Below are 23,392 nucleotides of genomic sequence, written 5' to 3'. Positions count from 1 at the left end.
TAGAAGCCTCATGGTGGCTGAGGTGGGGCTTGTTGCACATATCAGTGAGAGGGAATCACCTTTGGAATCCTGATGTTTAGATCGATGGCATGCCAAAGCCTGCCAACACCCGCTACCGCACGACGAACTGGGCTGACTATAACGCTTCGCTGAACCGGCGAGGCTCGTTGTCCGTCTGGTTCGATCCGACAATGTCGTGGCAGGCAGACCGAAGCGGCAAGCGCGGCCACCCCGAGACCTTCTCCGACAGTGCGATCCAGACCTGCCTCACGCTGAAAGTGCTGTTCGGCCTGCCGCTTCGCCAGACCGTCGGGCTGGTTGCAAGCCTGATCGAAATGGCCGGGCTCGACTGGCCCGTGCCCGACTATTCGACGCTTTGCCGACTTCAGGCCCGGATCCGGGTGCAGATCCCGTATCGGCGCTCCGGTCAGCGGTTGAACCTCCAGATCGACAGCACCGGCATTCGTTTCCGCGGCGACGGCGAATGGCTTTCGCGCAAGCATGGTGCGACGCGCAGACGCGAATGGCGCAAGGTGCATCTTGCGATGGACACGGCCACTGGCGACATACGCGCGGTCGAATTCACCTCGAGCAGGCAAGGCGACAGCCCGGTCCTGCCGGAGCTTCTGTCGCAGATCCCGACCGGAGAAGAGATCGAGACAGTCACGGCCGATGGAGCCTATGACACCCGCCGCTGTCATGCCGCGATCCTCGAGCACGGGGCAGAACCGATCATACCGATCCGTCGCAATGGCCGAGCCTGGAAGCCCAACTGCCCCGCCGCGATCTCACGAAACGAAATCCTGCGGGCGACGCGATGTCTGGGCCGCTCAATCTGGAAGAAATGGACCGGCTACCACGCCCGAAGTCGCGTCGAGGCCCAGATGAACCGGCTCAAGCTCTTTGGCGACCGGATCATGTCACGAGATCCTGACCGCCAGACCGCCGAAATCCAGATCCGCATCGCCATCATGAACCGCTGCTCGGCCCTTGGAAGGGCCGAGATCGAAGCCGTCGCCTGAGGCCAGCGGGGAAAGGGGCAGAGCGTCCTGACGCCAGATTAATGCAACAAGGCCCGTCAGCGCCCGCAGGCGTGGCGCGCCAAGGTCAGGGGCCTGCCGCGCTGCCGCAGGTCTGCTTCGAGCCCTTTTCGCTCGCGCTGCCGCCTTCAATGTGTTCAGGCATCACATGGAAACACCTAGTGAAATTGGCACATGACCTTCCCAAATTATATCGACCTCTATTGTGAGCGCACTTCACCGGGGCTCTGGAATGAGCCTATCAATGCCTTCAGTAATATTGCCTTTCTGATAGCGGCGTGGACTGCGTGGCGTGCGCTGCAAGGCACCGATCGACGCGGCGCCATGGATATGGTTCTTATCGGGATGGCGGCTCTTATTGGCCTCGGGTCCTTTCTGTTTCACACCTACGCCAACGGGCAAACAGAGTTGCTGGATGTGATACCGATCTGGACCTTTGTGGCGCTCTATGTCGGCACGGTGATCTTTCGCATCAGCAGTGGAAACTATCTGAAAACACTGCGTATCATGCTGATTGTTGCGGTCAGCATCGGCGTCAGCTTTTGGGCGACAGGTGGCGATGTTGTGACTGACAATTCAGCCGGGCCGAACCACCTCAATGGGTCATTGCAGTATCTGCCCGCGTTGTCGGCGCTTTGGATCTTTGTGATTGTAACACGCATGGGCCGTCACCCGGCCAACAGGCTGGTGGTCACGGCTGCCATTTGTTTCACGGTGTCTTTGGCCTTTCGCTCGATTGATCTCATGACCTGCGACGCGACAGGCGTGGGCACACATTTCATGTGGCATGTCCTCAACGGATCAATGGTTCTGGCGCTTTTGCTCGCCCTGATCAGGCATGTCCCGCCGGTCAGCCAGTGAGGCGCGTTGCCTGACATCCGCTCAACAACGGCTTTGTCCGCCCAGCCGACCTTCACCCACGAAAAATGCTGCGCGATGCACGAATGGCTGCTTCGGTGACGGTGCGTTGCCGCATCGACGGTCGCTTCGAACGGCAGGTCTGGGCCGGAATCGACGCGGTCCTGTGCTTGCTGAGTGTGACCGATGCTGCCTTGGCGCTTGTCAGCGTCGTGCCAATTTTGTTGAAAAAGTCGTCTGCAGTGGATGCCTGCCCACATTGGTAGGACGTATGTACTCCTCCGACAGATCTTCCCCAAAACGCCCGTAGATATGGCGGTTTCCAAGAACGTTGTTCTCCGCCACAATAGAATACGGTTTGCGGCGAGACTTTTGCAACAGAACAAGCCCTAGGCGAACAGTCTGCCTCAACGAGGCGGCATCTGAGTGGGATGTATAGATAGCATGAATGAGGACTACCGATACGCCAAAGGACGGTCCCCGGACCGGCTACACATCTCCAAGCGGTTTCCCCATCCAAAGGGCGTTGGATACCAGAGGTTCGGTCACCGTGTTCTCAGCGAAGAGGGGTATGTCGGGATAGTGCGCGAAGGCGAGGAGATGGTCCTGCGAGAAACTCCGTCAGGTAAGCAACAGGTTAAGGCAAAGTTCCTTGAAGACGATGACCGCCGCATCTCACACCTCTGGATTCAGAGATGGAACACAACCACAGGCTATCCGATCGGGGAGCAAGTCGTCCTGTATGGCGATGAGATAAGGAGGCTGAAGGAGTTTCTGGCGGGCGTGAAGATGTTGGACATACCGCACGACGGAACCTTTAACGTCGATTACGACGAACTTCGGCTTGTCCGGGACCCAGATGCCGAGGCAAACCGCGTCATGGAAAGCCGCCCAGATCTTGTCGCGGAGTTTGCGCGGAACAACATCACCGCCGAGGACATCGTAGCCTTGGGCTACCGTCGGGCCCAACTCGAGGTTTTCGAGAGTATGCTTGCGGACCCGAAACTGTCCGAAGACGACTGGCAAAAGTTTTTTGAGCAGAACCGGTGGATATTCGGCTACGGCCTTGCTTACGTCTTCCTCACCGGGCTTGACGGAAAGAGTCTCCAAGAGACACTGAGGGGCTCCAGTAGATTCAAGCCCGGCAAAATACCGGACGGTATTATGAAAACCCGAGCCGCGATTAACGCTCTGTGTCTCGTTGAGATTAAGAAGAGCGATACCCAACTGCTGAAGCAGAGCTCCTACCGCTCCGGAACTTGGGCACCGACAGCCGAGCTGAGTGGGGCCGTCGCTCAATCCCAAGAAAACGTCAGGGTCGCTTTGGACGAGCTAGGGGTTGAGCACAAGGTAGCGGATGGCAGCGGATACCTTACAGGTGAGGAACTCTATTCGGTTCAGCCCCGGTCATTCCTCGTCGTCGGGAACCTCAATGAGTTTCGGGGAGATTACGGCGTCAATGCCGCCCGCTTTCGATCCTTCGAGGACTTCCGCAGGAACATCCGCCAACCGGAGATCATTACCTTCGACGAACTTTAGGAAAGGGCAAAGTTTATCGTGGACTCATCGTGCGGACAGATCAGCGAGACGTCGCCGCAGGATGACGAGAACGAGATCCCGTTTTGAGTCTGTGACGGGCTGTGATTGGGTCGCTTCCGCCCTGCAGGGTTAGCTTGGACCGATGGAAATGATCCATGTGCTGCACCTGAGTGACAGCTTTGCACGCCCTCGACCAAGTCACTCTTTTTGGGGTTCAGCGCCTTCTTTCAAAACGCTCCACCCATTGACGTCGATGTGAATCACACCCGCAACGTAGTCGAAATGCGGTGGAAACTCTTCACTGACCTTAAAATTTAGGATCGTGCCGGGCCACATCCCTTTCTTGTACGACTCCATGCAGATCGTAACCTCTGCGCCTATTGACGGCACTGCGCTGGAGCTGGTGGTGAATACAGTGCTTCCACTGATGCAGAATTGAATTTCCATATTTCCCTCAATGCCTCGCGGATTCTACCTTTGCAGCGATAGAAAGTGTTGTCGAGGGACCAAGCAGGCGATTTGTGATGTTTGCTCCGAGCTGCTTGGCGTGAATCGTGAGTGTGCTGCGGGATGCTAGAAGAGCTGTTCTCACGAGCCGGTCAACGGTGCGGCGATGGCACCGACCGTCCGCAAAGGGCCGTGAGCAACGGTCGCTACGGCCCGCCAGACGTTCGGCTCGCTGCGCCGCCGCAGTTCGGCGCCGAGCCCTATGTGGCAGATGCTACGGGACGCCCCAATGGCGGCTTCTGGGCGAGCGAACCAAATATGATTTTGCTGGGGAAGGGGCTAGCAATGTGCATGGTGGGGGGGGGGCAACCTTGACCGCTCTTGGGCTACGGGTGGTCTGAGAAATGGAGCCGGAGTCACCAGCGTTGTATTTGCGACGCTAAGAGACTATGTAAGAGGTACGAAAGTTGCGGCTCTCCGCGGTATAGGCGCATCAGCCTGCCAGAGCGGACCACAACCCCCATCATGAAAATTCAGCTGTCACGTCCTGTAACAGGGATCTGATGTTTGGGAAGGTTGCCGATGTCATCGCGCACGACCACGTCAGCTGTGACATTTCTTCATCCGTTTGTGGTCACTCGGTACACCGATGAACTGCCCGCGGACGACTACAAAATGTTGGCAGATGACGACGTCATGCAGAGCTACGGCTTTGCCGCGTACCGACGGACCGCGACGTTTCCATTAAACAATTGGCGCGCAGGAAAGTCAGTGCTGCGCGCAGTGGATCACCGTGAGCTGGAGGGGGTTCGCCACAGGATCAAGCCAACGCAAACACGAACGCAATCAGAAATAGTGCGGCGGCGCTCTCTCCGTCAAAGGATCAAAAATGACGCTTCCCGAATGGACGAAACCCGGTGTTTACGGCGCCTTGGTTGGCGCAATTGCCGTCTCTGTTCTTGGCTTCACGTGGGGCGGCTGGACAACTTCAGGCAGTGCGCAGGAGATGGCTGATAGCTTTGCCGCAGAGCAAGTCACCTTGGCCACGGTGCCGGTCTGTTTGGGCCTTTCAGAAGCTGATGTGCAACGCGTCGAAAGACTGGCCACGCTTCGAGAAGCTTCCAGCTTTCAGCGGCGCAATGTGATGATGGAAACCGGCTGGGCCACATTGCCGGGCACAGATGCCCCGAGCCGGGATCTGGCAGATGCATGTCTTGCGGAGCTCGCCTTAGATGGATCGTAAACCACACATCACAGAGCCTCGGGATCCATATGCAATGGCTGCCTGCGCGCCGGCCCAAACACCGCCACTCTTGGCCCTCTTCATCGGTTCGATCTTGGCGGTCATGCTTTTGGGACTGCCTATCTTTGCTTGAACCGCCGCACAGCCAATGCCTGAGAATGCCAGTGCCAAAAGCTACTGCGATGGTTGGGAATGCAACATTTGGTTCCGACTGAACGAGGATACCTGCGTCGCGTGGTTGTGCCGCAAAGCGCAAATGACGCCAAACGGTTCTACGGTTCTGGGAGGGAATGGGCACCGATTTCGCAAAACGCCCGTCTGGACAGAGCGGGCAACCGCTGGGGATGCAACAAGATTTCCAAGATCAAAGCGGCTTTGCGTCCTTAACAACCAGGCGCGGGACACGACACCATCCCCGTTCAAAATCCGCATGTGAGGGCAATTCTGCCCTCCGTACCAACGTAGAGAAGAGAACCACAATGGAAATCAAATCTGAAACCATTGATACCATTCGCCGCCCTGTCAGGGGAGCGCAAGCGCCTCCTATAAAACAGATCAAACCTGCAGGCTTGACGTCAGACAAGCAGATCGCGTCCTCACCAACGGCGGTCGTCTACTGCGAAGGAAACTTTGCGCAAATCGATGGCAAAACGGCAAATGGCCTTGTGCGTCATTCTCAAGCGCATCGCATCCTTTCCGTTATCGACAGCACTGTTAGCGGACAAGACAGCGGATCCGTTCTAGACAACGTAAGCAACAACATACCTGTCTTTGGTCATCTGGACGCCGCGGTTGCCCATGAAGCCGTCCTTCCCGATACGCTGATCTACGAGATGGCTCCATCAACGGGGCGTCTATCGACTGCGGACCGAGGCGTTGTTCTGAAAGCAATTGAGCTTGGTATGAACATTGTGAGTGGGTTGCATGAATATCTGAGCGATGACCGAGAAATAGCAAACGCGGCATTAGTTCGAAATGTCACGATCCGCGACATCCGCAAGCCGAAAGCCAGCAAGGACATGCGCCTGTTTGATGGCAGTGTTGCTGACGTCAAAGCGCTGCGTATTGCTGTTCTCGGCACAGATTGCGCCATTGGAAAGCGGACGACGGCGACCGTATTGGCCCAGGCCCTGAATGGCAGTGGCATCAAGACGGTCCTTGTCGGCACGGGCCAGACCGGCCTGATGCAGGGCGCGAAATACGGTATCGCAATGGATGCCGTACCGCCGCAGTTCTGCTGCGGCGAGCTTGAAGGCGCGGTTGTTGCAGCTTCTGAATCGGAACAACCCGATGTCATTTTGATCGAAGGTCAGGGTGCTTTGAGCCATCCCGCGTTTTGCACATCCGCCTTTATTCTTCGGGGGAGCCAGCCGGACGCTGTCATCCTTCAGCACGCGCCGAAACGTGCCCACCGCTGCGACTTTCCAGATATGCCGATGCCTTCTGCGGCAAGTGAGATCGCCTTGATCGAAGCCTTTGCGGATACGAAGGTTATCGGTGTCACCCTCAATCACGAAGGTATGACAGAGGCCGAAATCACCGAAACCATCGCGGCCCAATCCCACAAACTCGGGTTGCCCGTTACCGATGCATTGGCCAGACCCGTTGCACATCTGCTTGCGATGGTGGTCGCTGCATATCCGGGGTTGACGCAAGGGGCGCCCGTGGCCGCGCTATGAGTTGCCCACGCATCGAAGTGGACCTGGCCAAGATACGCTGCAACACGCAGACCCTTGTCAGTCGCCTTGGGCCACGCGGGATCAGCGTCACAGGCGTTACCAAGGCTGTCTGCGGCAATCCTGCGATCGCTCAGGCTATGTTGGACGGGGGCGCTTTGGGACTTGCGGATGCACGTATCAGTAATGTGCAAAGGTTGCGACAAGCAGGCATGATATGCCCGGTCACGCTGATCCGCACGCCGATGTTAAGTCAGGTCGATGAGGTCGTTGGGTTCTGTGAAGTGAGCTATAACACAGAAAGCGCTGTCATTGCGGCATTGGCATCTGCCGCCATCTGCAAAGATAAGGTTCACGGCATCATACTGATGGTCGAGATGGGCGATTTACGCGACGGGATAATGCCCGAGAACTTGGCTGACTTCGCGAAGCAGGTCATGACCATGCAAGGGGTGGCTTTGAAGGGCATCGGGGCAAACTTCGCTTGTTTTAGCGGGCTTGCCCCGACTGTGTCGCAAATGGCCGATTTTTGCGACCTCGCGAATGAGATTGAGGGCGTTTGCGGCCCCTATCTCAAGACAGTGTCTGGTGGCAGCTCAGCCAATTTGCCATGGGCACTTGGTGAGCACGCGACGGGTCGCGTCAATGACCTCCGTTTGGGGGAGGCGATCCTTCTGGGTGTCGAGCCACTAACCGGGGATCAGATGGACGGGATGCACACCGACGCATTCACGCTTGTTGCCGAAGTCATCGAAACGGACGCAAAACCCACGCCTTTCCCTATCGCCCCGATCGATCCAACCAGAGAGCCACTTCGTATTGTGACACCCAGTGCCGCCTCCGCGCGCATGATCCTCGCGATGGGACATCAGGACACCGACATTCCGGGGCTTACAATGCCTGTTGGAAGCACATTGATCGGTGCAACCAGCGACCATCTCGTCATTGGAACGCTCCGCCCCCGGCCAACGGTTGGATCCGAGATGAGATTCCAGATGAATTACGATGCATTGATGCATGCCATGGCCGCGCCGGACATCGAAGTGACACTGTTGAGTGAGCCATCCATGCGCCCATCACGGCTCCCGCAAGGCAAGGTCAACCACTTGGCGTTGGTATGAAACACCTCGCTTGGTCCGGCCGACCTTCAACAACAAAGGAAACTGAAAATTGACGAAACTTACAAAAGACAATCTGTTCAAAGTGTATGACTCCAAACCGGAAACCGCGATGGATAAGACGACGCGTGTCGTCAGACAAATGGTCGACGAAGAAGCGGAACAACGTGACGCCAAGAATTCCAGGCTACGCAACGCCCGCGCTGAAAGAGAAGCAAACACGCCGCCTGCACCAAAGCTTCAGCAGCGTCCGAACCGCGTAGGATCAAAACCCGTTCGACGCGGTAGTTGAACTTTGGCCGGTTTGTTTGCGTGATGTCTTCCAGCGGTCAACAGACACTTCAAAGAGGTTGAAATCGGCCAAGGCTGCTCTCAGAACTTCCAATCATTCCAGTCGATCAAAAGGATTCATCAATGACAGACGCACAGCATTCCCCGGAGAAAACCCACTATATCTGTCAAACGTATGTTGAGACGAAGGCTGGGCGCAATGGGCAGCCCGGCCTGAAAATTGCCAAGCAATTTGAATACTCCACTGCGTCGGAAGCAAAAAACAGAGCCGAACGAGAGGCTCTGTCCGAGGATTGCGCAGGCGCGGACGCCTACATGGTCACCGAGGATCAAACCAGTGGAGAAGTCGGCGACCCAAGCTTCCTTGTAAGACTAGGCAACGTTCCTGAATCTGACGACTTCTAGAATTCAAAAGTGCGCGTGGGCGGGTAATCCCCCCCATTTTTGCGGGGGCTTGGTCGTAGAATTTACGGGGCCATTCTCAGCTTCTGCGCGGGTGTCATCCCGCCGTTGCCCATGTTGGGGCGCTCGTTGTTGTAATACCAGAGCCATTCGGTGGCAATCTGCTGCACCTCTTCAATCGTTTCGAAGATATGGAGGTCCAGCCATTCATGTCGGACCGTCCGGTTGTAGCGCTCGACATAAGCGTTCTGCTGCGGTTTCCCGGGCTGGATGTGGGCCAAGGCAATGCCCTTTTGTTCGGCCCATTCCATGAGGGTACAGCTGATGTACTCAGGGCCGTTGTCGACCCTGATCTTCTTCGGTGCGCCGCGCCATTCGATGATCTGGTTCAGCGCACGAACGACGCGTTCGGCGGGGAGCGAGAAGTCGATCTCGATGCCCAAACCTTCTCGATTGAAGTCGTCCAGGACGTTCAGCAGTCGGAATTGGCGACCGTCCCCGAGGTGACCTGCCATGAAATCCATGGACCAGACTTCGTTCGGTAGGTCCGGCACGGCCAACTCGTCGGGCTTCTCCCGCTTCAGCCGCTTGCGCGGCTTGATTGTCACCCGGCAGGGCATCCCGCAGGGATGTCCCGAGAGGGGCGCAGGTTCAGCTCCAGCTCGCGGTAGATCCGATACACGCGCTTGTGGTTCCACCCGTGGCCTTGGACATTCCGCATGTACAGGAAGCACAGGCCAAAGCCCCAAGTCTTCTTCGCGTTCGTCAGCCCAAGCAGCAGGTCGGCGATCTGCTCGTTCTCATCGTCCAGCTTCGGGCTGTATCGATAGCAGGTCTCGCTGACCTCGAAGGCTCGACAGGCCAGCGCAATGCTGACGCCTATCATCGCCACCGCTTTCACGGCCAACTCTCGGCGCTGAGCTGGCCGATTTATTTTTTCCGAGCGCTTCCTTCAGCAGGTCGTTTTGCATGCTGACATCGGCAAACATGCGCTTCAGGCGGCGGTTCTCCTCCGCCATTGCCTTCATCTCGCTGATCAGGCTGGCATCCATGCCGCCGTACTTCGCCCGCCATTTGTACAGCGTGGCACTGCTCATACCGTGCTCACGGCAAAGCTCGGCGGCAGGCACACCGCCCTCCATCTGGCGCCGCACGCCCATGATCTGGGCCTCGGTGAATCGTGTTTTCTTCATCGGAATCTCCTCGTTCATCCTGCCAAGAAAATTCTACTTCCGCATCCCCTTAAAATCGGGGGGATTACCGCCTGATCGGGCGCACCAACGGCGGTATGAATACCAAGCTGCACGCGGTCTGCGATAGCCAGGGGCGGCCGATCAGCTTGTTCGTGACCGCCGGGCAGGTCAGCGACGACATCGGTGCCCGGGCCTTGTTGAGCAGCGTGCCAAATGTCGACTGGTTGCTCGGTGACCGCGGCTATGACGCTGATTGGTTCAGAGAAGCGTTGCGAGACAAAAGGGATACGCGCCTGCATCCCGGGCCGTAAGCAGCGCAAGACCACAGTGAAATACCCCTCTCGGGACATTGCTTTGCAATGCCCTGCCGGGCAAGGGACAAGCGCCGCTAAAAACGCTGAAATAGCATCGAGATCATGTTCGGCAGGTTGAAGGATTGGAGAAGGGTCGCGACCCGGTACGACATGTGCCCAAAGATCTTCTTGTCCGCAATCGCTCTCGCTGTGACCATCATCTATTGGTTATGAGTCCAGACCCTAAGACAATGAACGGGCCTTTGAACAACACCGCACCGAAACAACGCGGTTCGCTTTCGATCTGGTTTGATCCCGGGATGATCTCGGTGCCGTCGCCTAGCGGTAAGCGTGCTCGACAGCAGCAATTCAGTGACGCGGCCATCCGGATTTGCCTGACCACTGCCCGACAGCGCACTGCGCAGCACTGTCCCGAGAGGGGCTGAAACTCCTGTTCCCGATGTTCGTCATCGAGAGCGCCATTGGTTCGAGCAACAATGACGACCCGGCAAACCACAGGTTTCGTAGAAAGCCTCCTGTGGCTGGCAGACCTGAGCCGGGCCGTACTAGTTTTCAGCACCCTTTGTCGGCGCCAGAGGTCTCTGGACATGCGCCAGTGCTATCGCGGTCGCACAGGCCCACTGAACCTCCCCATCGACAGCACCGGCACCGTCATCGGGGCATCTGCCTCGGCCCTCCAGCATGGGCGCTGTCCTCTTGAGCTACCGCAGGAAGTTGTCGCGCAACAGCGACACAACTTCGCGCAGGCGACCGTCGAGCACCGCCTTCACCCCAAAGAGCGTGGTCGAGGCGACTTGCCCCACCTCAACCTTTGGGGGCATGACCAGCTCGACCGAGCTGACGCGCACATCCAGAACGGAGGGACCCTCGGCGGCCAGCCATTCGGCCATCGCGTTTTCCAGATCGTTTGCGTTATCGACCCGCCAGCCTTTTAGCCCGCAGGCGATGGCCACCTTGCTGAAGTCGGGGTTTTCCAGATTGGTGTAGGTGTCCAGCAGACCTTCGACCCGCTGCTCCATCTCGACGAAGCCCAGCGATCCGTTGTTGTAGATCAGGATCTTGACCGGCAGTTTTTCTTGCTTGAGCGTCAACAGATCGCCCATCAGCATCGTCATCCCGCCGTCGCCGCTCATAGAGATGACCTGGCGTCCCGGATAAGCGGCCATAGCCCCCATCGCCTGCGGATAGGCGTTGGCCATCGTGCCGTGCAGAAGGCTGGTCAGAAAGCGCCGGTCGCCCTTTGCCGTCAGGTGCCGCAGCAGCCATACCATCGGAGACCCCCCGTCTGCGGTAAAGATCGCGTCGTCCGCGGCCAGCCGGTCCAGCGCATGGGTCACGAACTGCGGGTGGATCAGCGATGCATCGCTTTCCTCGGCTTCGTGCTTATATCCTTCCAGATCTTTCGCCCACTGCTTGCGGCTCTTGTCCAGATGGGTTGTGTCGGTCTTCTGGTCCAGCCGCCCCAGCAAAGCCTCGATAGTGGGGCCGACATCGCCGACCAGACCCATGCCCACCGGCGCGCGGCGTCCGATGTGGGACGGGTCGCGGTCAACCTGAACGATTTTGTCCTGACCGGGATAGAACTGCGTATAGGCGAAATCGGTCCCAAGGCAGAGCATGATATCGGCGGCGTCCACCGCCTCGACCCCGGCCTTGTTGCCAAGGATGCCGATCATGCCGATGTTGTGGTCGTTGCCCCGTTCGATGAATTCCTTGGACCGGCTGGTGTGGGCGATGGGCGCACAGAGCTTCTCCGCCAGCGCCAGCAGCTGAGGTTTCGCGTCGCGCGCGCCGATCCCGGCATAAAGCGTCACGGTGCCCGCAGCATTCAACCGTTCGGCCAGCGCATCCAGCTCGTCATCGGCGGGGCGCAGGCGTGACTTGGGTCGGTGGACGGACCAGGGCAGGGCGTCCTTGGTGGTTTCCTCGAAAATGTCGCCGTTGACGATGACGACGGCAACGCCGCCCTTGGTCAGGGCCGCCTGTGCGGCCTGCACGACGATCCGCCGCGCCTGATCGGGGTGCGAGATGTATTCGCAGAACACGCTGCATTGTTCGTAGATCTTGCGTTGGTTAAGTTCTTGGGGGAAGCCCAGACCGGCTTCGGTGCGGGCGACATCGGTAGCGATCAGGACGACGGGCGCGCCGTTGCGGTGGCTTTCGAAGATGCCGTTGACGAAGTGCAACGTACCCGGCCCGCAGGTGCCAGCGCAGACCGCCAGCTCTCCGGTGAAGAAGGCCTCGCCGCCGGCGGCCAGACCGCCGACCTCTTCATGGCGGACGTGGACCCAGGCCAGGTCGGATTTGCGCACGGAGTCGGTGAAGTGGTTGATCGTGTCGCCCACGATGCCGTAGCAGCGCTTCGCGCCTGCCTGGACAAGAGCGTCGACGACAACGTCTGAAACTTTGGTCATATCTGTAGTCCTTAAAGGGTCGTTTAGCTTGCGCGGACGCGTGCCAAGTCAATGGCAGGACGGAAACTATCCGCCCGCGCCGCGCGCCAGAAATCCGCATAGATTGTGTCGTCAGGCGCCTCCCGCAGCGCGCCTTCAGCAAGGAAGGTCGCGATCCGGTCCATCGGCAATGCCCGTTCGGGGCCTCTGCTTTGCATCAGGTGGTGGGGTTCAAGCTGCCCGGGATGGTCCAGCCCGGCGGAGGCGACGATCTCCATCAGCGCATCCACCGTCTTTTCGTGGAACCGGGCCGAGCGTTCGCCCTGCACCTCCGGGATCAGCCCGCGTTGCCGCGCCGGTTCCTGCGCGGTGACACCAGTGGGGCAGGTGCCCAGGTGGCAGCGCTGCGCCTGGATACACCCGACCGAAAACATGAAGGCCCGCGCCGCGTTGCACCAGTCCGCGCCCTGAGCGATGTTGCGCGCCAGCCCCATCCCGGAATAGACCTTGCCGCTGGCCGCCAGCCGGATCTGCGACTTCACGCCTGCACCGACCAGCGCGTTGCGCATCAGGACCAGACCTTCGGACAGGGGCATGCCGACCCAGTCGGACAGCTCCAGCGGGGCCGCACCGGTCCCACCTTCGCCGCCGTCCACGACGATAAAGTCGGGGTGAATGCCGGTCTCGATGATCGCCTTCATGATGGCAAAGGGTTCGTGCGGCTGACCGATGCACAACTTCAGGCCAACGGGCTTGCCGCCGGACAGGTCGCGCATCTTGGCGGCAAATTCCAGCATCTCGATCGGGGTGGAAAAGGCCGAATGGCCGCGCGGCGACAGGCAGTCCTCGTGCGCGGGCACTTGGCGGATCTTGGCGATTTCATCTGTCACCTTGGCGGCGGGCAGCAGGCCGCCGTGGCCGGGTTTGGCCCCTTGGCTCAGCTTGATTTCGGTCATCTTGACCTCTTCACGCTGCGCGGTTTCCGCGAATTTTTCGGGGTCAAAGTTGCCGTCCTTGTCGCGCGCGCCGAAGTAGCCAGAACCCACTTCCCAAACGATGTCGCCACCGTTTTCCAAGTGGTAGGGTGACAGCCCGCCTTCGCCGGTATCGTGGTAATAGCCGCCCTTCTTCGCGCCCAGGTTCAGCGCCCGGACCGCATTGGCCGAAAGCGCGCCAAAGCTCATGGCCGAAATATTCAGGACCGAGGCCGAATAGGGCTTGCTGCACTGGTCGGAGCCGACCTCGACGCGGGGCGATTTGACCGGGTTCTGGGTCGGAGAGATGGAGTGCCCGATCCAGTGATAGCTGTCCGCATCGGTGTCCCGCTCGGTCCCGAAGGGCTGGGTGTCGGTGGCCCCGTCCGCACGGGCGTGAACCAGATTGCGCGCCGCCAGAGAGAACGGCTTGCCGTCCAGGTCCCCCTCGACGATGTAGCTGTGCAGGTAGGGGCGCAGGTCGTAGAACAACCACCGGATCCGGCCCGCGACAGGATAGTTGCGGGTGATCGTCCAGCGGGACTGAAAGGTGTCGTAGATCCCCAGCAGCACGACGGCCGCCATCAACAGTCCGAACACGACCCAGCCCTGGAAAATGGCGATCATCAGAAGGGCCGCCGCCACGACAGGCACGACCGCACGTTTCGCCATATCAAGAAGGCTTTCAAAGGTGATATTCATGTCGTGTTCTCTCATGTTGGGGTGTTCACTCTACTTGGGCGACTTGTCTTTGAAGTCAGCTACCCAGTTTGCATCAATGTATCGGGTTTCTTACATTTTTTTCAGGTGGGTCCGGGGGCCGCAATTTCGCTTGCGTGGATCGGGCCATGATCTCAAAGTTTCAGGCAAACGCAATCTTGGACAGATGCAAGCGCAAGAGGGGGGGAGCGATGGGAAACCTAATGCACAAACCCGTGCCAGCCTCGCATTTCGACCTATCTGACCGACACTTGTGAAACCCGGGGCCGGGGTCTGACCCACGCGAAGACCCCGGCTGTCCGAACCAGCGAAGGATTGAAACAATGGACGTCACACAGATCATCCTGCACGATCACGCCGAACAGCGCCGCCTGTTTTCCGCGATCAGCGAAATCGACCCGAAAGAAACCAAGGCACTGGCAGCGATCTGGAACCGGCTGAAAAATCTGCTCGATTCCCATGCCGAGGCAGAAGAGCGGTTCTTTTACCCGGACCTTTTGAAGGTCGGAACCGGCGGTGGCGATGCCGACGACGCCGAGGAAGAAACCCGCGACGCCATCGACGACCACAACGACATTCGCGACACGGGCGAAGCGGTGCAGAAGCACGAGGTCGGCTCGCCCGATTGGTTCGAGGCTGTCTCTGCCTGCGAGGTCGCCAACAGCGATCACATGGGGGAAGAGGAACGTCAGGGTCTGGTGGACTTCCGCAAGCACACCTCGCTGGAAGACCGTCACAAGCTGGGCGTCCAGTTCCTCGCGTTTCAATGCGCGCACATGATGGGCGTCCCGGTCGAGGACAAGGACGTGGACGCCTACATCGACGACCCGGCGCAGACGCTGCGCGACGTCTGACCAGGGGCCACCAAGAATTGCGCGGCGTCGCATTGGCGCGGGGACGACCCGCGCCGTCGTGGCCGTCTGACCGGCTCAAGGGTCGCGTGATGGAAAGGGCGCTGCTGGTCCTGCACGAGCTGATCGTCGTCGGGTGGTCTTGCCCCCTGATCCCGTAACAGGGGCTTGTTGGATTAGGCCGACATTCTGGTCACCCTGTCCATCCTTGCTTGAACCTGCGTGCGTTATCCGATGCTGGAATGGCGCCGTTGGCGGCTTCAGAAGATCTCGATGTACTCAAAGAGCGCAGCTTTCTGCTCTCGAAAATCGTTCGGGTCTCTTTGATCAAAGCGTCCAATCTGGTCGTCCGCACCGTCCTTTCCGGTGCTGTGCGGCGCCACGCGTGGACCCAGCTGCAGCACCCGGCGTATCGACCGAACGGCAGGATCGTGAGCATGGCTGGCTATGAAAGCAGGCTTCGCTGTCATGTTCTCACCGGCCACTGTGCGGAAAATGAATGCTTTACGCATCGCCTCGTTTTCTTACTTAAGACGCTCCAGGTCACGCCGCAGCTGCGCCCACTCAGCTGCCTCAGATTTGCTCTGATCTATTGCCGCAGCCGACCCTGCCGCCAGCAATTCAAAGTGCCACGTCTTCAGCTGGCCTGGGGTGATCCGCAGTTCCTTCGACAAGCTCGCATAGGTAGGAGAGCCGGCCCCCGCCTGTTCCTATCCGCCGGCGTAAACAGCATTCCTCTTCGTCATGTTTTTCTCCCGGTTCTGAAGTTTCATTAGCCCCAATTCCGGGATCAGGGGGCACTTTCACCGCAGGATCGTCGCGACCTTCCGCATCCAATTCGTTCGGTATAAAGCGAGCTGTCGCGCTTTGGCGCGCGTCGCCACGCCGCGTTCGAACCCTACACCCTTCGCGCGCGGCGTTCAGCCTTTCGCCAGTAGGGCGGCTTCTGGACTTTCGCGGCAAGGATCACCAATGTCCGTAAAGCCCAATACGCCAGCTTTTCGCTCTTTAGAATTGCCGATCGGTGGTCATTTTAGCGGCTTCGACCGGCGTCGGCAGTCAGCGCGGTCAGCCTGTAGAAGCCATGCGCCATCTTGGTGAACGGCGTGAGCAGGAAAAACGTCAGAACCGCCCCAAGATGGATCGCCAGCAAGACCGGCATAACCGACGTCTGACCGAGCGCATATAGAGCCAGCCCACTGAAGCCTGTGAAACCCAGCAGCCCGATAAAGGCCACCTCTTTGCCGAAGGCACCGGAAGCGCCCAACTTACGGTCCGAGCGCAGCTTCAACCGGATCATCTCGAAACATCCCACCACCAGCAAAAGTCCACCGGACAGGCCCAGCAGTTTCGGCAAGGAGAACAGCCCATAGGGCGCAGGCATGTCGAATATGTAATGCATCACGGTCGCAGTACTGGTGGAGGCAAAACAGAGCAGGAAACCGTACATGACCGCCTGGTGAACCGCGCGGCGGGCGTGGGTGAACCGATCCTCGTCTTCGTAATTGCAGCCGTCGCCATGCCCGCCCTTGAGGTTCTTCATGTTGGCCGCCTGGCGCAGCGCCTCAATCAGATGCGCGGGCCGGAATGGACCGGCGCCGATGTGACGCCAATAGCGGCGAAGGCTGATGGCGATGCTGAGCAGCGGGAACAGGAAGGCCGGCACGAAGATCGCGACCATCGCGTTGTGCGACAGCACCGCATAGAATCCATCTCCCCCCGCCGACGCCAGAGCGCGGGCCGCCCAAAACAACAAGGCAAACCCGATGACGGTGGCAACAGCGATCAGCACGCCGTTTTTCTGAAACGCCTTTCCGGCGGCGCGGGGGAAGGCGAGTTCCTCCCAGCTGTCCTGCCGCACGTTTGCCAGCGCCTGTGGCAGGTTCAGGTCGAATTCATGCGGGGCGGTGTATTGGCAGGCGTAGTAGCAGCCCCGGCAATTGTGACAGAGGTTCGCTAGCTGCGTCAGATCTCCATCGCTGAACGCACGTTCGGCGTGCAGGGCAGGGAAGACCGAACAGTAACCTTCGCAATAGCGGCAGGCGTTGCAGATCTCGGCTTGGCGACGGGCTTCCTGAAGAAGATCAGTTTGCATTTGCATGGGCCGCGGCCTCCTTGCCTGCGATGCGTCCGAAGACGGTTCCGATGGTCATGCCGAACCCGGCAAGGTAGCCTTGGCCAAGGATCGACCCGGCCATGGTTTCACCCGCCGCCCAGAGGTTCGTGACGGGACGATTGCCGATGGCGCATTGCGCGGTCTCGTCGACCTTCAGGCCGAGATAGGTAAAGGTCACGCCGGTGCGTAAGCTGTAGCCGTAGAACGGCGGTTCAGTGATCGGGCGCGCCCAGTTGGTCTTGGGCGGGGTGAGGCCGGTGGTCGTCACACCATCCAGTTCTGTGGGATGAAAGCCCGAGGTGTCGCCGCAAGCGTCGTTGAATGCGCTCACAGTCTGCACCAGCGCGTCGGCGGGCAGGCCCATCTTGTCGGCCAGCTCCTCCAGCGTGTCCGCCTTGATCGGCGGGAAGACCGAGGGCATGAACAGCTCCAGCGACTTGGCGTCGATGATCACATAGCCCACCTGATCGGGCTCCGCGGCAAGAAGGCGGCCCCAGATGGCGTAGCGCTTGGGCCAGACGTCTTCGCCTTCGTCGTAAAAGCGCTGCGCGTCCTTGTTCACCACGATGGAAAACGGCACACAGTCGAGCCGGGTGACGATGCCGCCGTCGAATTTCGGCGCGCGCCCGTCGATGGCGACGGCGTGGCATTGCGTCGGGTCGCCCACCTGCTCGATGCCCTGATCCAGCAGATCGGCCAGCACCACGCCACGATTGTAGGGCGTGCCGCGAATGAGGAAGTTCTTCGCCGCTGGCCCCCAAGCGCGGGCGAGCCAATCGGTGTCGGCCTGAAACCCGCCCGAGGCGACAACAACAGCCTTCGGCGTGATCGTATGTGTCTGACCGTTCTGAGTATAGTCGATGCGGGTTACACGATCATCGTCCAGCTCCAGATGCGTGACGGCGGCCTCGTATTCCACCTGAACCCCCAGCTTTTCAGCAGTGAGATAATAGGCGTTCACGAGGCTCTTTCCGCCCCCGAGGAAGAAGGCATTCGTCCGCGCCAGCGACAGCGTCCCCGAAAGCGACGGCTGAAAGCGCACGCCGTGTTCTTCCATCCATGGCAGGCATTCCTCTGATGTGCGGATAGCCAGCCGGGCAAGCCCCTCGTCGGTCTTGCCGCCGGTGACTTTCATCAGGTCGGCGAGGTATTCTTCCTCGGTGTAGTTGTCGACGAGCGGCCCGAGCGGACCATGGTGCATGCAGCGAAAATTGCGGGTGTGGCGGGAGTTGCCGCCGCGATAGGGCTTTGGCGCGGTCTCAAGGATTAGAACGCGCGCCCCGGCCTCGGCGGCCGTAATGGCAGCGCAAAGCGCCGCGTTGCCGCCGCCGATGATGGCGATGTCTGGGGAGGTCACAGCAGGTCTCCGTCATAGCTGGGGGTCTTGTGGCTGCTGGCGCGCAAATCGCGGACGCGCACACGCTGGGCGGCCTCGATATGGGCGCGCATCGCCGCTTCGGCGAAGGCGCCGTCCCGCGCCTTTATCGCGTCGAGAATGCCGAAGTGTTCCTCGGCGGCCTTCCTGGCGCGGTCGGGTTCGGTCAGCGTCGTCGGGCCGAGGATCATCAGCGCCTTCTGCAGTGCGTGGATGGACCGGGCGAGAAAGCGGTTCTTGGCCGCGTCCAGCAGCGCCGCATGGAACTGACGGTTCAGGATGAACGCCTCGGGCGCGTTGCCCAGCGTGGCCATCTGCTGATTCATGTCGATCAGTTCCTCGATTTCAATGTCAGATGCCGCGCGTGCCGCCAGTCGGGCGGCGGTGCCTTCGAGCACGGCGCGCATCTCATAAAGCTCCATCACCTCGGCATAATCGAGCCTGCGGATGGTGGCGCCGTGACGCGGCACATGGGTGACAATGCCGTCGGCCTCGAGCTGACGAATGGCTTCGCGCACGGGGGTGCGGGACACGCCAAGCCGGTCCGCCAGTTCGGTTTCGCGCAGCCGGTCGCCGGGATTCAGCCGGCCTTCGCGCAATTCGGTCAGGAGGCGCAGATAGGCACCGTTGCCCTGCGGGGCGCTGTCGTCATCCATGGTCATCAGCCCTTGGTTCAGTATTGTATCCGGGTGGATACAAGCGTATGCATTAAGCGTCAAGACTGTCAGGAGGCCGGTTTGCGCAAACATTTATCTCATCCCCATGCGCGGCGCGCGTTGACCTTCGGTCTGGCGGCGATTGGCACGGCATTGTTCTGGTGGCTGGCCCTGCCGCTGCCATTTCTGTTTGGACCGCTGGCCTTTTGCCTTGCGGGCGCATTGGCGCATTTGCCGCTGAAAGGGTTCGGGCAGGTGTCGGTGGCGGCGCGCACGATCCTTGGGGTCGCCGTGGGCGCGTCGATCACACCGCAGGTCATCGCAGAGCTGCCGCGCATGGCGCTGTCGGTGGCGATGATCCCGGTCTTCATCGCGTTGATTGCCCTTGTCGGCGTCCCGTTCTTTCGCAGGATCTGGGGCTTTGATGCGCCCACGGCCTATTACGCGGCCATGCCCGGCGGCCTTCAGGACATGGTGATCTTCGGCACCGAGGCGGGGGGCAATCCACGCGCGCTGTCGCTGATCCACGCGACACGGGTGTTGATCATCGTGACCCTCGCGCCCTTTATCCTCAGCCATTTTTACGGCGCACCTTTAACCAATCCCATCGGCGCGCCGGTGGCCGACCTGCCCTGGTACGAGCTGCTGATCATGGTCGCCGCCGCGTGGATCGGCTGGAAGGGCGGCGAACGGCTGGGCCTGTTCGGGGCGTCGATCCTCGGGCCGATGATCGTGACGGCGACCCTGTCGCTGGCGGGACTCGTGCATTTCCGCCCGCCCGCCGAGGCGATCCTGGCGGCGCAGTTCTTTATCGGCTGCGGCATCGGCGTGCATTTTCTGGGTGTCACATGGGGCGAGCTGACGCGCGTGGTCGCGGCAGGTGTGGCCTATGTGCTGGTGCTGGCGGTGCTGGCCGCCGGGTTCTCCGGGCTGGTGACGGCGCTGGGGCTGGGCGACCCGGTGCCCGCCTTCCTGGCCTTCGCGCCCGGTGGGCAGGCCGAGATGACGGTGCTGGCGATCGTCACCGGCGCGGACCTTGGCTTTGTCATCACCCACCACCTGACGCGCATCGTGATCGTGATCGTCGGCGCGCCAGTGGTGGCGGGGCTTATCGCTCGTAGACGGAAGGATTGACCATGTGGATCGGCGCGCCCTGGGCGTAAGCATTTACCTGCGTGAAAATGTCGGCGAACTGCTTGTCGTACTCGTCCTCGGTAACGAACCCAATATGGGGTGTCGCGATCAGGTGCGGATGCGCCAGCAACGGGTCGGCGGGGTCGCGCAATGGCTCGGCATCAAAGACGTCGATGGCGGCCATGCCGGGGCGACCCGCGTTCAACCCGTCCAGCAGCGCGCCTGGGGCGATCAGCCCCGCGCGTGAGGTGTTCACCAGAACCGACTTCGGGCCCATACCGGCTAGGTCTTCCTTGGTGACGGTCCCGCGGGTTTCCGGCGTCAGCCGCAGGTGCAGGGAGACCACGTCGCTTTCGGCAAAGAATGCCGCGTGGCTCGGCGCGACGGTTTCGCCGTCCGCTTGTGCGCGGGCGCGCCCGGCTTCGGAGGACCACCAGACCACATCCATCCCGAAGGCACGCGCATAACTGGCCACGACCCGCCCAATGCGGCCATAGCCGTACAGGCCCAGTGTCCGGCCGCGCAGGGTCCGGCCAACACCCATCTGCCACCCGCCCGCCTTGGCGCTGGCCATCTGCTGCGGCAGTTGTCGCATGGCGGCAAGGATCAGCGCGAAGGTCAACTCCGCTGCGGCGTAATTCGCGCCATCAGCGCCCTTGTTAGAACACAGCAGCACGCCCGCATCGGTGCAAGCGTCCACATCCACATGCGGCCAGGCCCCGCGCTGCGAGATCAGCCGCAGGTTCGGCAACCGTTCCAGCAGATCGCGGGTGACATGGGTGCGCTCGCGGAACAGCACAACGCAGTCCGCCTCAACAAGCCGCGCGGCCAGGGCCGCAGGATCGGGTTCATGATCGGTCCAGACAGTGACGTCGTGATCCGCCAGCAGGTCGAAACAGGGCAATCCGCGCAACGTGTCAAACCAGTCGTCGAGAATGTGGACCTTCATGTCGTGGTCTTTCAGAAACTGCCAGAGAGCGCCTTGATCGCGCGGCTGACCCGGTCATGCAAGAGGATCAGGTCAGCCTTGTCGGGCGCATCTTCGGCAATGCGCTTCGACAGGTCGTTGCGCGTTTCTTCCAGATCGCGGCGTGCGCGGGCGAGTTTTTCGAAATCGCTCATGGTTGGCTCCTCAGTGCGACAGCAAAACGGGGATGGTGCTGCGTGACAGGATTCCTGTGGTCACACCGCCCAGGAAATCCTCGCGAAACTTGGAATGCTCATAGGCGCCGAGCACCAACAGGGATGGGTTATGCTTGACGCACCATGCCAGGATCGTCTCCGCCACCGGGTGCGTGGTCGGCCAATCGTGCTGCGTCGCCTCGACCCCATGGCGGGACAGGTGCACCATCAGGTCGTCGATGGGCCAAGAATTGCGCGGCCCGACGGTCAGCACACTGACGCGACCATCATCTTCGAGCAGACGCAGACTGTCGGACAGCGCGCGCGCGGCGGCCCGGCCTCCATCCCAGGCGAGGGCCGCATGGCTGTGCGTGGCGCCAGCGTCATAGCCCGCAGGCACAACGATGACCGGTCGGCCCGATAGAAGCGCAATACGGTCAGGATGTAGCGTGACGTGTTCGTCATCGGTGTCGGACCGTGCGCCGACAATCAGCATGTCGTAATGGCGTGCAGCTTCGGACAGGACGGTATCGACGCGGCCCGTGACCTCTTTGAGTTGCAAGGCATTGGCCAGTTCAAGCGCTGTGCGTTCCGCCTCGAACCGGTCTTCGATCTCGCGCAGGATCCCCGTGTTGGCGGCGTCCAGCAGGGCGCGGGCTTCTTTCGGGATCCAGCGCGAGCGTTTGTCGATCACCTCGTGGCCGCTATGAGCCAGCATGGCGGTGACATGTGCGCCCAGGCGGTCGGCCAACGAGGCTGCGTAGCGCAGGGCCGCCACCGATCCGTCAGAGCCGTTGAAGGCTACAAGTAGGTTCATCACCGGCATGTCAGTGCCCTTTCCAGACAGAGGCGGGCACGTAAACCTGCCCATCCGCCAGCTTGCGCGCAGTGCGCAGCAGTCCGGCGGAGTTCAACGTGAATTGGTCGTTCATCTCGAAATCGACCAGCACTTCGATGGTGCCAGAGGCGTGTTCCAGCACCACGTTCGCAGGGCCGGTGGCCGGGCATTCGAGCATTCCGTCCGCCACCGTCCCGGGGGTCAGCGCGCAAGAGGCAAGGCATTGCGAGCCGGTGACAGCCATCGACGGGTGCGTCGTCCAGGGCATGAAATACCGCGTTGCGATTGTGCCGCCGTCGCGGGCGGGGGCGAGCAGGCCGAACTTCGGCGTCACCGATTTCGACACGTCACCCATACCCATCGCGGCCCCGGCTTGCAGGCGGATCGCCTCCATACGGGCAAAGAAGTCTCGGTTTTCGTCCAATTCCTGTACAGTTTCATAGCCGGTCAGGCCGAAATCCGACGCACGGGCGATGACCATGGGCATCGCTACATCCATGCAGGTCACCTCGATCCCATCGAACGTATCGCGCAGGTTGCCGCTGGGCAGAAAGGCTCCGGTTGACGATCCGACCACGCCCATGAAGCTCAGCGCGATGGGCGCCGCCGTGCCCGGAACGCCCGCGATCGCGGCGTCGCCGTCATAGCGCATGGTGCCGCCCGGCGTCTGGACCCGGGCCAGCACCCGCGCGCCGGTGTTGACGGCACGGATTTTCACTTCGGTCTCATCCCCGGTTGGGGTGATCAGCCCCATTTCAACCGCCGCTGGGCCGACGCCCGACAGGATATTGCCGCAGGTCGGTTTGAAATCCACCAGCCGATCCTCGACCGAAACCTGCGCAAAGAAGTAATCCACGTCCGCCCAGTCATCGTCCGAAGCTGAGAGCATGGCGACCTTGGTGGTCACTGCCACACCGCCGCCGATACCGTCGATGTTGATCGCATGGCCAGACCCGATGGCGGCCAGAAGCACCTCCGCCAGCGTTTCACGATCCTGCGGCAGGTCCTTGCGGTTGAAGTACGGCCCGCGAGACGTACCGCCGCGCATGAAGACGAAAGGAATGCCTGTCTGTGTCATATCATTCACTCCGT

At 60.5% G+C, this 23,392-nt stretch carries 22 protein-coding genes and 3 pseudogenes; 13 read left to right on the top strand and 12 right to left on the bottom strand.

What is annotated here, in order from left to right; translation table 11 throughout:
* Positions 1–89 precede the first annotated feature (89 nt).
* The 4 genes from J4E08_RS04330 to J4E08_RS04315 all read left to right on the top strand — a co-directional run bounded on the left by J4E08_RS04330 (position 90) and on the right by J4E08_RS04315 (position 3,437).
* On the top strand, positions 90–1,022 hold the full coding sequence (locus tag J4E08_RS04330) for an IS5 family transposase (protein ID WP_349537432.1): 933 nt from the start codon (positions 90–92) through the stop codon (positions 1,020–1,022).
* Positions 1,023–1,214: 192 nt separating this feature from the next.
* Positions 1,215–1,901, top strand: a complete 687-nt coding sequence (locus tag J4E08_RS04325) for a ceramidase domain-containing protein (RefSeq protein ID WP_349537431.1) — start codon at positions 1,215–1,217, stop codon at positions 1,899–1,901.
* A 65-nt stretch (positions 1,902–1,966) separates the two neighbouring features.
* Positions 1,967–2,164, top strand: a complete 198-nt coding sequence (locus tag J4E08_RS04320; RefSeq protein WP_349537430.1) for a hypothetical protein — start codon at positions 1,967–1,969, stop codon at positions 2,162–2,164.
* Positions 2,165–2,342: 178 nt separating this feature from the next.
* Positions 2,343–3,437 (top strand): Shedu immune nuclease family protein, encoded by a 1,095-nt coding sequence (locus J4E08_RS04315; protein ID WP_349537429.1) that lies wholly within the window; start codon positions 2,343–2,345, stop codon positions 3,435–3,437.
* A 198-nt stretch (positions 3,438–3,635) separates the two neighbouring features.
* Here J4E08_RS04315 and J4E08_RS04310 read toward each other — a convergent pair whose 3' ends face one another.
* Positions 3,636–3,884: a hypothetical protein gene (locus J4E08_RS04310; RefSeq protein WP_349537428.1), complete on the bottom strand. Its 249-nt coding sequence runs from the start codon at positions 3,882–3,884 to the stop codon at positions 3,636–3,638.
* Positions 3,885–4,773: 889 nt separating this feature from the next.
* Here J4E08_RS04310 and J4E08_RS04305 point away from each other — a divergent pair.
* The 5 genes from J4E08_RS04305 (at position 4,774) to J4E08_RS04285 (ending at position 8,617) form a co-directional block, all read left to right on the top strand.
* Complete coding sequence (locus tag J4E08_RS04305) at positions 4,774–5,127, top strand: hypothetical protein (RefSeq protein ID WP_349537427.1); 354 nt, start codon at positions 4,774–4,776, stop codon at positions 5,125–5,127.
* Between the two features lie 479 nt (positions 5,128–5,606).
* Positions 5,607–6,806 carry an N-acetyltransferase DgcN family protein gene (locus tag J4E08_RS04300; protein ID WP_349537426.1) on the top strand — a complete coding sequence of 400 codons (1,200 nt, stop codon included), beginning with the start codon at positions 5,607–5,609 and terminating at the stop codon, positions 6,804–6,806.
* A gap of 17 nt (positions 6,807–6,823) precedes the next feature.
* Positions 6,824–7,924: an alanine racemase gene (locus tag J4E08_RS04295; RefSeq protein ID WP_349537425.1), complete on the top strand. Its 1,101-nt coding sequence runs from the start codon at positions 6,824–6,826 to the stop codon at positions 7,922–7,924.
* Positions 7,925–7,973: 49 nt separating this feature from the next.
* Entirely contained in the window at positions 7,974–8,213 is a 240-nt protein-coding gene (locus tag J4E08_RS04290) for a hypothetical protein (protein WP_349537424.1), read from the top strand.
* A gap of 122 nt (positions 8,214–8,335) precedes the next feature.
* Positions 8,336–8,617: a hypothetical protein gene (locus J4E08_RS04285; protein ID WP_349537423.1), complete on the top strand. Its 282-nt coding sequence runs from the start codon at positions 8,336–8,338 to the stop codon at positions 8,615–8,617.
* Positions 8,618–8,679: 62 nt separating this feature from the next.
* Here the strand turns inward: J4E08_RS04285 and J4E08_RS04280 are convergent.
* Positions 8,680–9,807 (bottom strand): annotated as a pseudogene (locus J4E08_RS04280) (IS3 family transposase).
* A gap of 59 nt (positions 9,808–9,866) precedes the next feature.
* On the opposite strand from J4E08_RS04280, the pseudogene J4E08_RS04275 reads away from it, so the two are divergent.
* Both J4E08_RS04275 and J4E08_RS04270 read left to right on the top strand, forming a co-directional pair.
* Positions 9,867–10,334 (top strand): annotated as a pseudogene (locus J4E08_RS04275) (IS5 family transposase); the annotation flags it as partial.
* Positions 10,331–10,768: pseudogene (locus J4E08_RS04270) on the top strand (transposase); the annotation flags it as partial. The pseudogenes J4E08_RS04275 and J4E08_RS04270, both read left to right, overlap by 4 nt.
* 54 nt (positions 10,769–10,822) lie before the next feature.
* Here J4E08_RS04270 and J4E08_RS04265 read toward each other — a convergent pair.
* Complete coding sequence (locus J4E08_RS04265) at positions 10,823–12,535, bottom strand: thiamine pyrophosphate-dependent enzyme (protein WP_349537422.1); 1,713 nt, start codon at positions 12,533–12,535, stop codon at positions 10,823–10,825.
* A gap of 23 nt (positions 12,536–12,558) precedes the next feature.
* Positions 12,559–14,190 carry an FMN-binding glutamate synthase family protein gene (locus J4E08_RS04260; RefSeq protein WP_349537421.1) on the bottom strand — a complete coding sequence of 544 codons (1,632 nt, stop codon included), beginning with the start codon at positions 14,188–14,190 and terminating at the stop codon, positions 12,559–12,561.
* A gap of 341 nt (positions 14,191–14,531) precedes the next feature.
* Between J4E08_RS04260 and J4E08_RS04255 the strand changes: the two genes are divergently transcribed.
* A complete protein-coding gene (locus J4E08_RS04255; protein WP_349537420.1) occupies positions 14,532–15,062 on the top strand; it encodes a hemerythrin domain-containing protein in 531 nt (176 codons plus the stop codon).
* 257 nt (positions 15,063–15,319) lie between these two features.
* On the opposite strand, the gene J4E08_RS04250 is transcribed toward J4E08_RS04255, so the two are convergent.
* From J4E08_RS04250 to J4E08_RS04235, 4 genes are all read right to left on the bottom strand, one after another.
* Positions 15,320–15,571, bottom strand: a complete 252-nt coding sequence (locus J4E08_RS04250) for a hypothetical protein (protein WP_349537419.1) — start codon at positions 15,569–15,571, stop codon at positions 15,320–15,322.
* Between the two features lie 521 nt (positions 15,572–16,092).
* Complete coding sequence (gene tcuB / locus J4E08_RS04245; protein WP_349537459.1) at positions 16,093–17,154, bottom strand: tricarballylate utilization 4Fe-4S protein TcuB; 1,062 nt, start codon at positions 17,152–17,154, stop codon at positions 16,093–16,095.
* Positions 17,144–18,532, bottom strand: a complete 1,389-nt coding sequence (tcuA, locus tag J4E08_RS04240; protein ID WP_349537418.1) for an FAD-dependent tricarballylate dehydrogenase TcuA — start codon at positions 18,530–18,532, stop codon at positions 17,144–17,146. The genes tcuB and tcuA overlap by 11 nt, the downstream gene beginning before the upstream one ends.
* Positions 18,529–19,212, bottom strand: a complete 684-nt coding sequence (locus J4E08_RS04235; RefSeq protein WP_349537417.1) for a GntR family transcriptional regulator — start codon at positions 19,210–19,212, stop codon at positions 18,529–18,531. The genes tcuA and J4E08_RS04235 overlap by 4 nt, the downstream gene beginning before the upstream one ends.
* A gap of 75 nt (positions 19,213–19,287) precedes the next feature.
* Here J4E08_RS04235 and J4E08_RS04230 point away from each other — a divergent pair, with 75 nt between their 5' ends.
* Positions 19,288–20,340, top strand: a complete 1,053-nt coding sequence (locus tag J4E08_RS04230; protein ID WP_349537416.1) for an AbrB family transcriptional regulator — start codon at positions 19,288–19,290, stop codon at positions 20,338–20,340.
* On the opposite strand, the gene J4E08_RS04225 is transcribed toward J4E08_RS04230, so the two are convergent.
* Genes J4E08_RS04225 through J4E08_RS04210 form a run of 4 tightly spaced genes read right to left on the bottom strand, consistent with a single transcriptional unit; the run spans position 20,315 to position 23,378 of the window.
* Positions 20,315–21,289, bottom strand: a complete 975-nt coding sequence (locus J4E08_RS04225; protein ID WP_349537415.1) for a D-2-hydroxyacid dehydrogenase family protein — start codon at positions 21,287–21,289, stop codon at positions 20,315–20,317. The genes J4E08_RS04230 and J4E08_RS04225 overlap by 26 nt on opposite strands.
* An 11-nt stretch (positions 21,290–21,300) precedes the next feature.
* Positions 21,301–21,462 carry a hypothetical protein gene (locus J4E08_RS04220; protein ID WP_349537414.1) on the bottom strand — a complete coding sequence of 54 codons (162 nt, stop codon included), beginning with the start codon at positions 21,460–21,462 and terminating at the stop codon, positions 21,301–21,303.
* Positions 21,463–21,472: 10 nt separating this feature from the next.
* Complete coding sequence (locus J4E08_RS04215; protein WP_349537413.1) at positions 21,473–22,279, bottom strand: universal stress protein; 807 nt, start codon at positions 22,277–22,279, stop codon at positions 21,473–21,475.
* A gap of 10 nt (positions 22,280–22,289) precedes the next feature.
* Entirely contained in the window at positions 22,290–23,378 is a 1,089-nt protein-coding gene (locus J4E08_RS04210) for a 4-oxalomesaconate tautomerase (RefSeq protein WP_349537412.1), read from the bottom strand.
* Positions 23,379–23,392: the final 14 nt, after the last annotated feature.

This window comes from Sagittula sp. NFXS13 (assembly GCF_040148795.1).
Taxonomy (GTDB): domain Bacteria; phylum Pseudomonadota; class Alphaproteobacteria; order Rhodobacterales; family Rhodobacteraceae; genus Sagittula; species Sagittula marina.
The sequence above is the reverse complement of the archived record's forward strand: the minus strand, read 5'-3'. Positions and strand labels throughout refer to the sequence as shown.

Bases quoted from the DNA above. Each gene is read 5' to 3' on its own strand.
- J4E08_RS04210 (WP_349537412.1), bottom strand. From the start codon at position 23,378: ATGACACAGACAGGCATTCCTTTCGTCTTCATGCGCGGCGGTACGTCT.
- J4E08_RS04285 (WP_349537423.1), top strand. From the start codon at position 8,336: ATGACAGACGCACAGCATTCCCCGGAGAAAACCCACTATATCTGTCAA.
- J4E08_RS04310 (WP_349537428.1), bottom strand. From the start codon at position 3,884: ATGGAAATTCAATTCTGCATCAGTGGAAGCACTGTATTCACCACCAGC.
- J4E08_RS04325 (WP_349537431.1), top strand. From the start codon at position 1,215: ATGACCTTCCCAAATTATATCGACCTCTATTGTGAGCGCACTTCACCG.
- J4E08_RS04265 (WP_349537422.1), bottom strand. From the start codon at position 12,535: ATGACCAAAGTTTCAGACGTTGTCGTCGACGCTCTTGTCCAGGCAGGC.
- J4E08_RS04260 (WP_349537421.1), bottom strand. From the start codon at position 14,190: ATGAATATCACCTTTGAAAGCCTTCTTGATATGGCGAAACGTGCGGTC.
- J4E08_RS04255 (WP_349537420.1), top strand. From the start codon at position 14,532: ATGGACGTCACACAGATCATCCTGCACGATCACGCCGAACAGCGCCGC.
- J4E08_RS04220 (WP_349537414.1), bottom strand. From the start codon at position 21,462: ATGAGCGATTTCGAAAAACTCGCCCGCGCACGCCGCGATCTGGAAGAA.
- J4E08_RS04250 (WP_349537419.1), bottom strand. From the start codon at position 15,571: ATGCGTAAAGCATTCATTTTCCGCACAGTGGCCGGTGAGAACATGACA.
- J4E08_RS04215 (WP_349537413.1), bottom strand. From the start codon at position 22,279: ATGAACCTACTTGTAGCCTTCAACGGCTCTGACGGATCGGTGGCGGCC.
- J4E08_RS04235 (WP_349537417.1), bottom strand. From the start codon at position 19,212: ATGACCATGGATGACGACAGCGCCCCGCAGGGCAACGGTGCCTATCTG.
- J4E08_RS04305 (WP_349537427.1), top strand. From the start codon at position 4,774: ATGACGCTTCCCGAATGGACGAAACCCGGTGTTTACGGCGCCTTGGTT.
- J4E08_RS04300 (WP_349537426.1), top strand. From the start codon at position 5,607: ATGGAAATCAAATCTGAAACCATTGATACCATTCGCCGCCCTGTCAGG.
- J4E08_RS04330 (WP_349537432.1), top strand. From the start codon at position 90: ATGCCAAAGCCTGCCAACACCCGCTACCGCACGACGAACTGGGCTGAC.
- J4E08_RS04320 (WP_349537430.1), top strand. From the start codon at position 1,967: ATGCTGCGCGATGCACGAATGGCTGCTTCGGTGACGGTGCGTTGCCGC.
- J4E08_RS04315 (WP_349537429.1), top strand. From the start codon at position 2,343: ATGAATGAGGACTACCGATACGCCAAAGGACGGTCCCCGGACCGGCTA.
- J4E08_RS04225 (WP_349537415.1), bottom strand. From the start codon at position 21,289: ATGAAGGTCCACATTCTCGACGACTGGTTTGACACGTTGCGCGGATTG.
- tcuB (WP_349537459.1), bottom strand. From the start codon at position 17,154: ATGCAAACTGATCTTCTTCAGGAAGCCCGTCGCCAAGCCGAGATCTGC.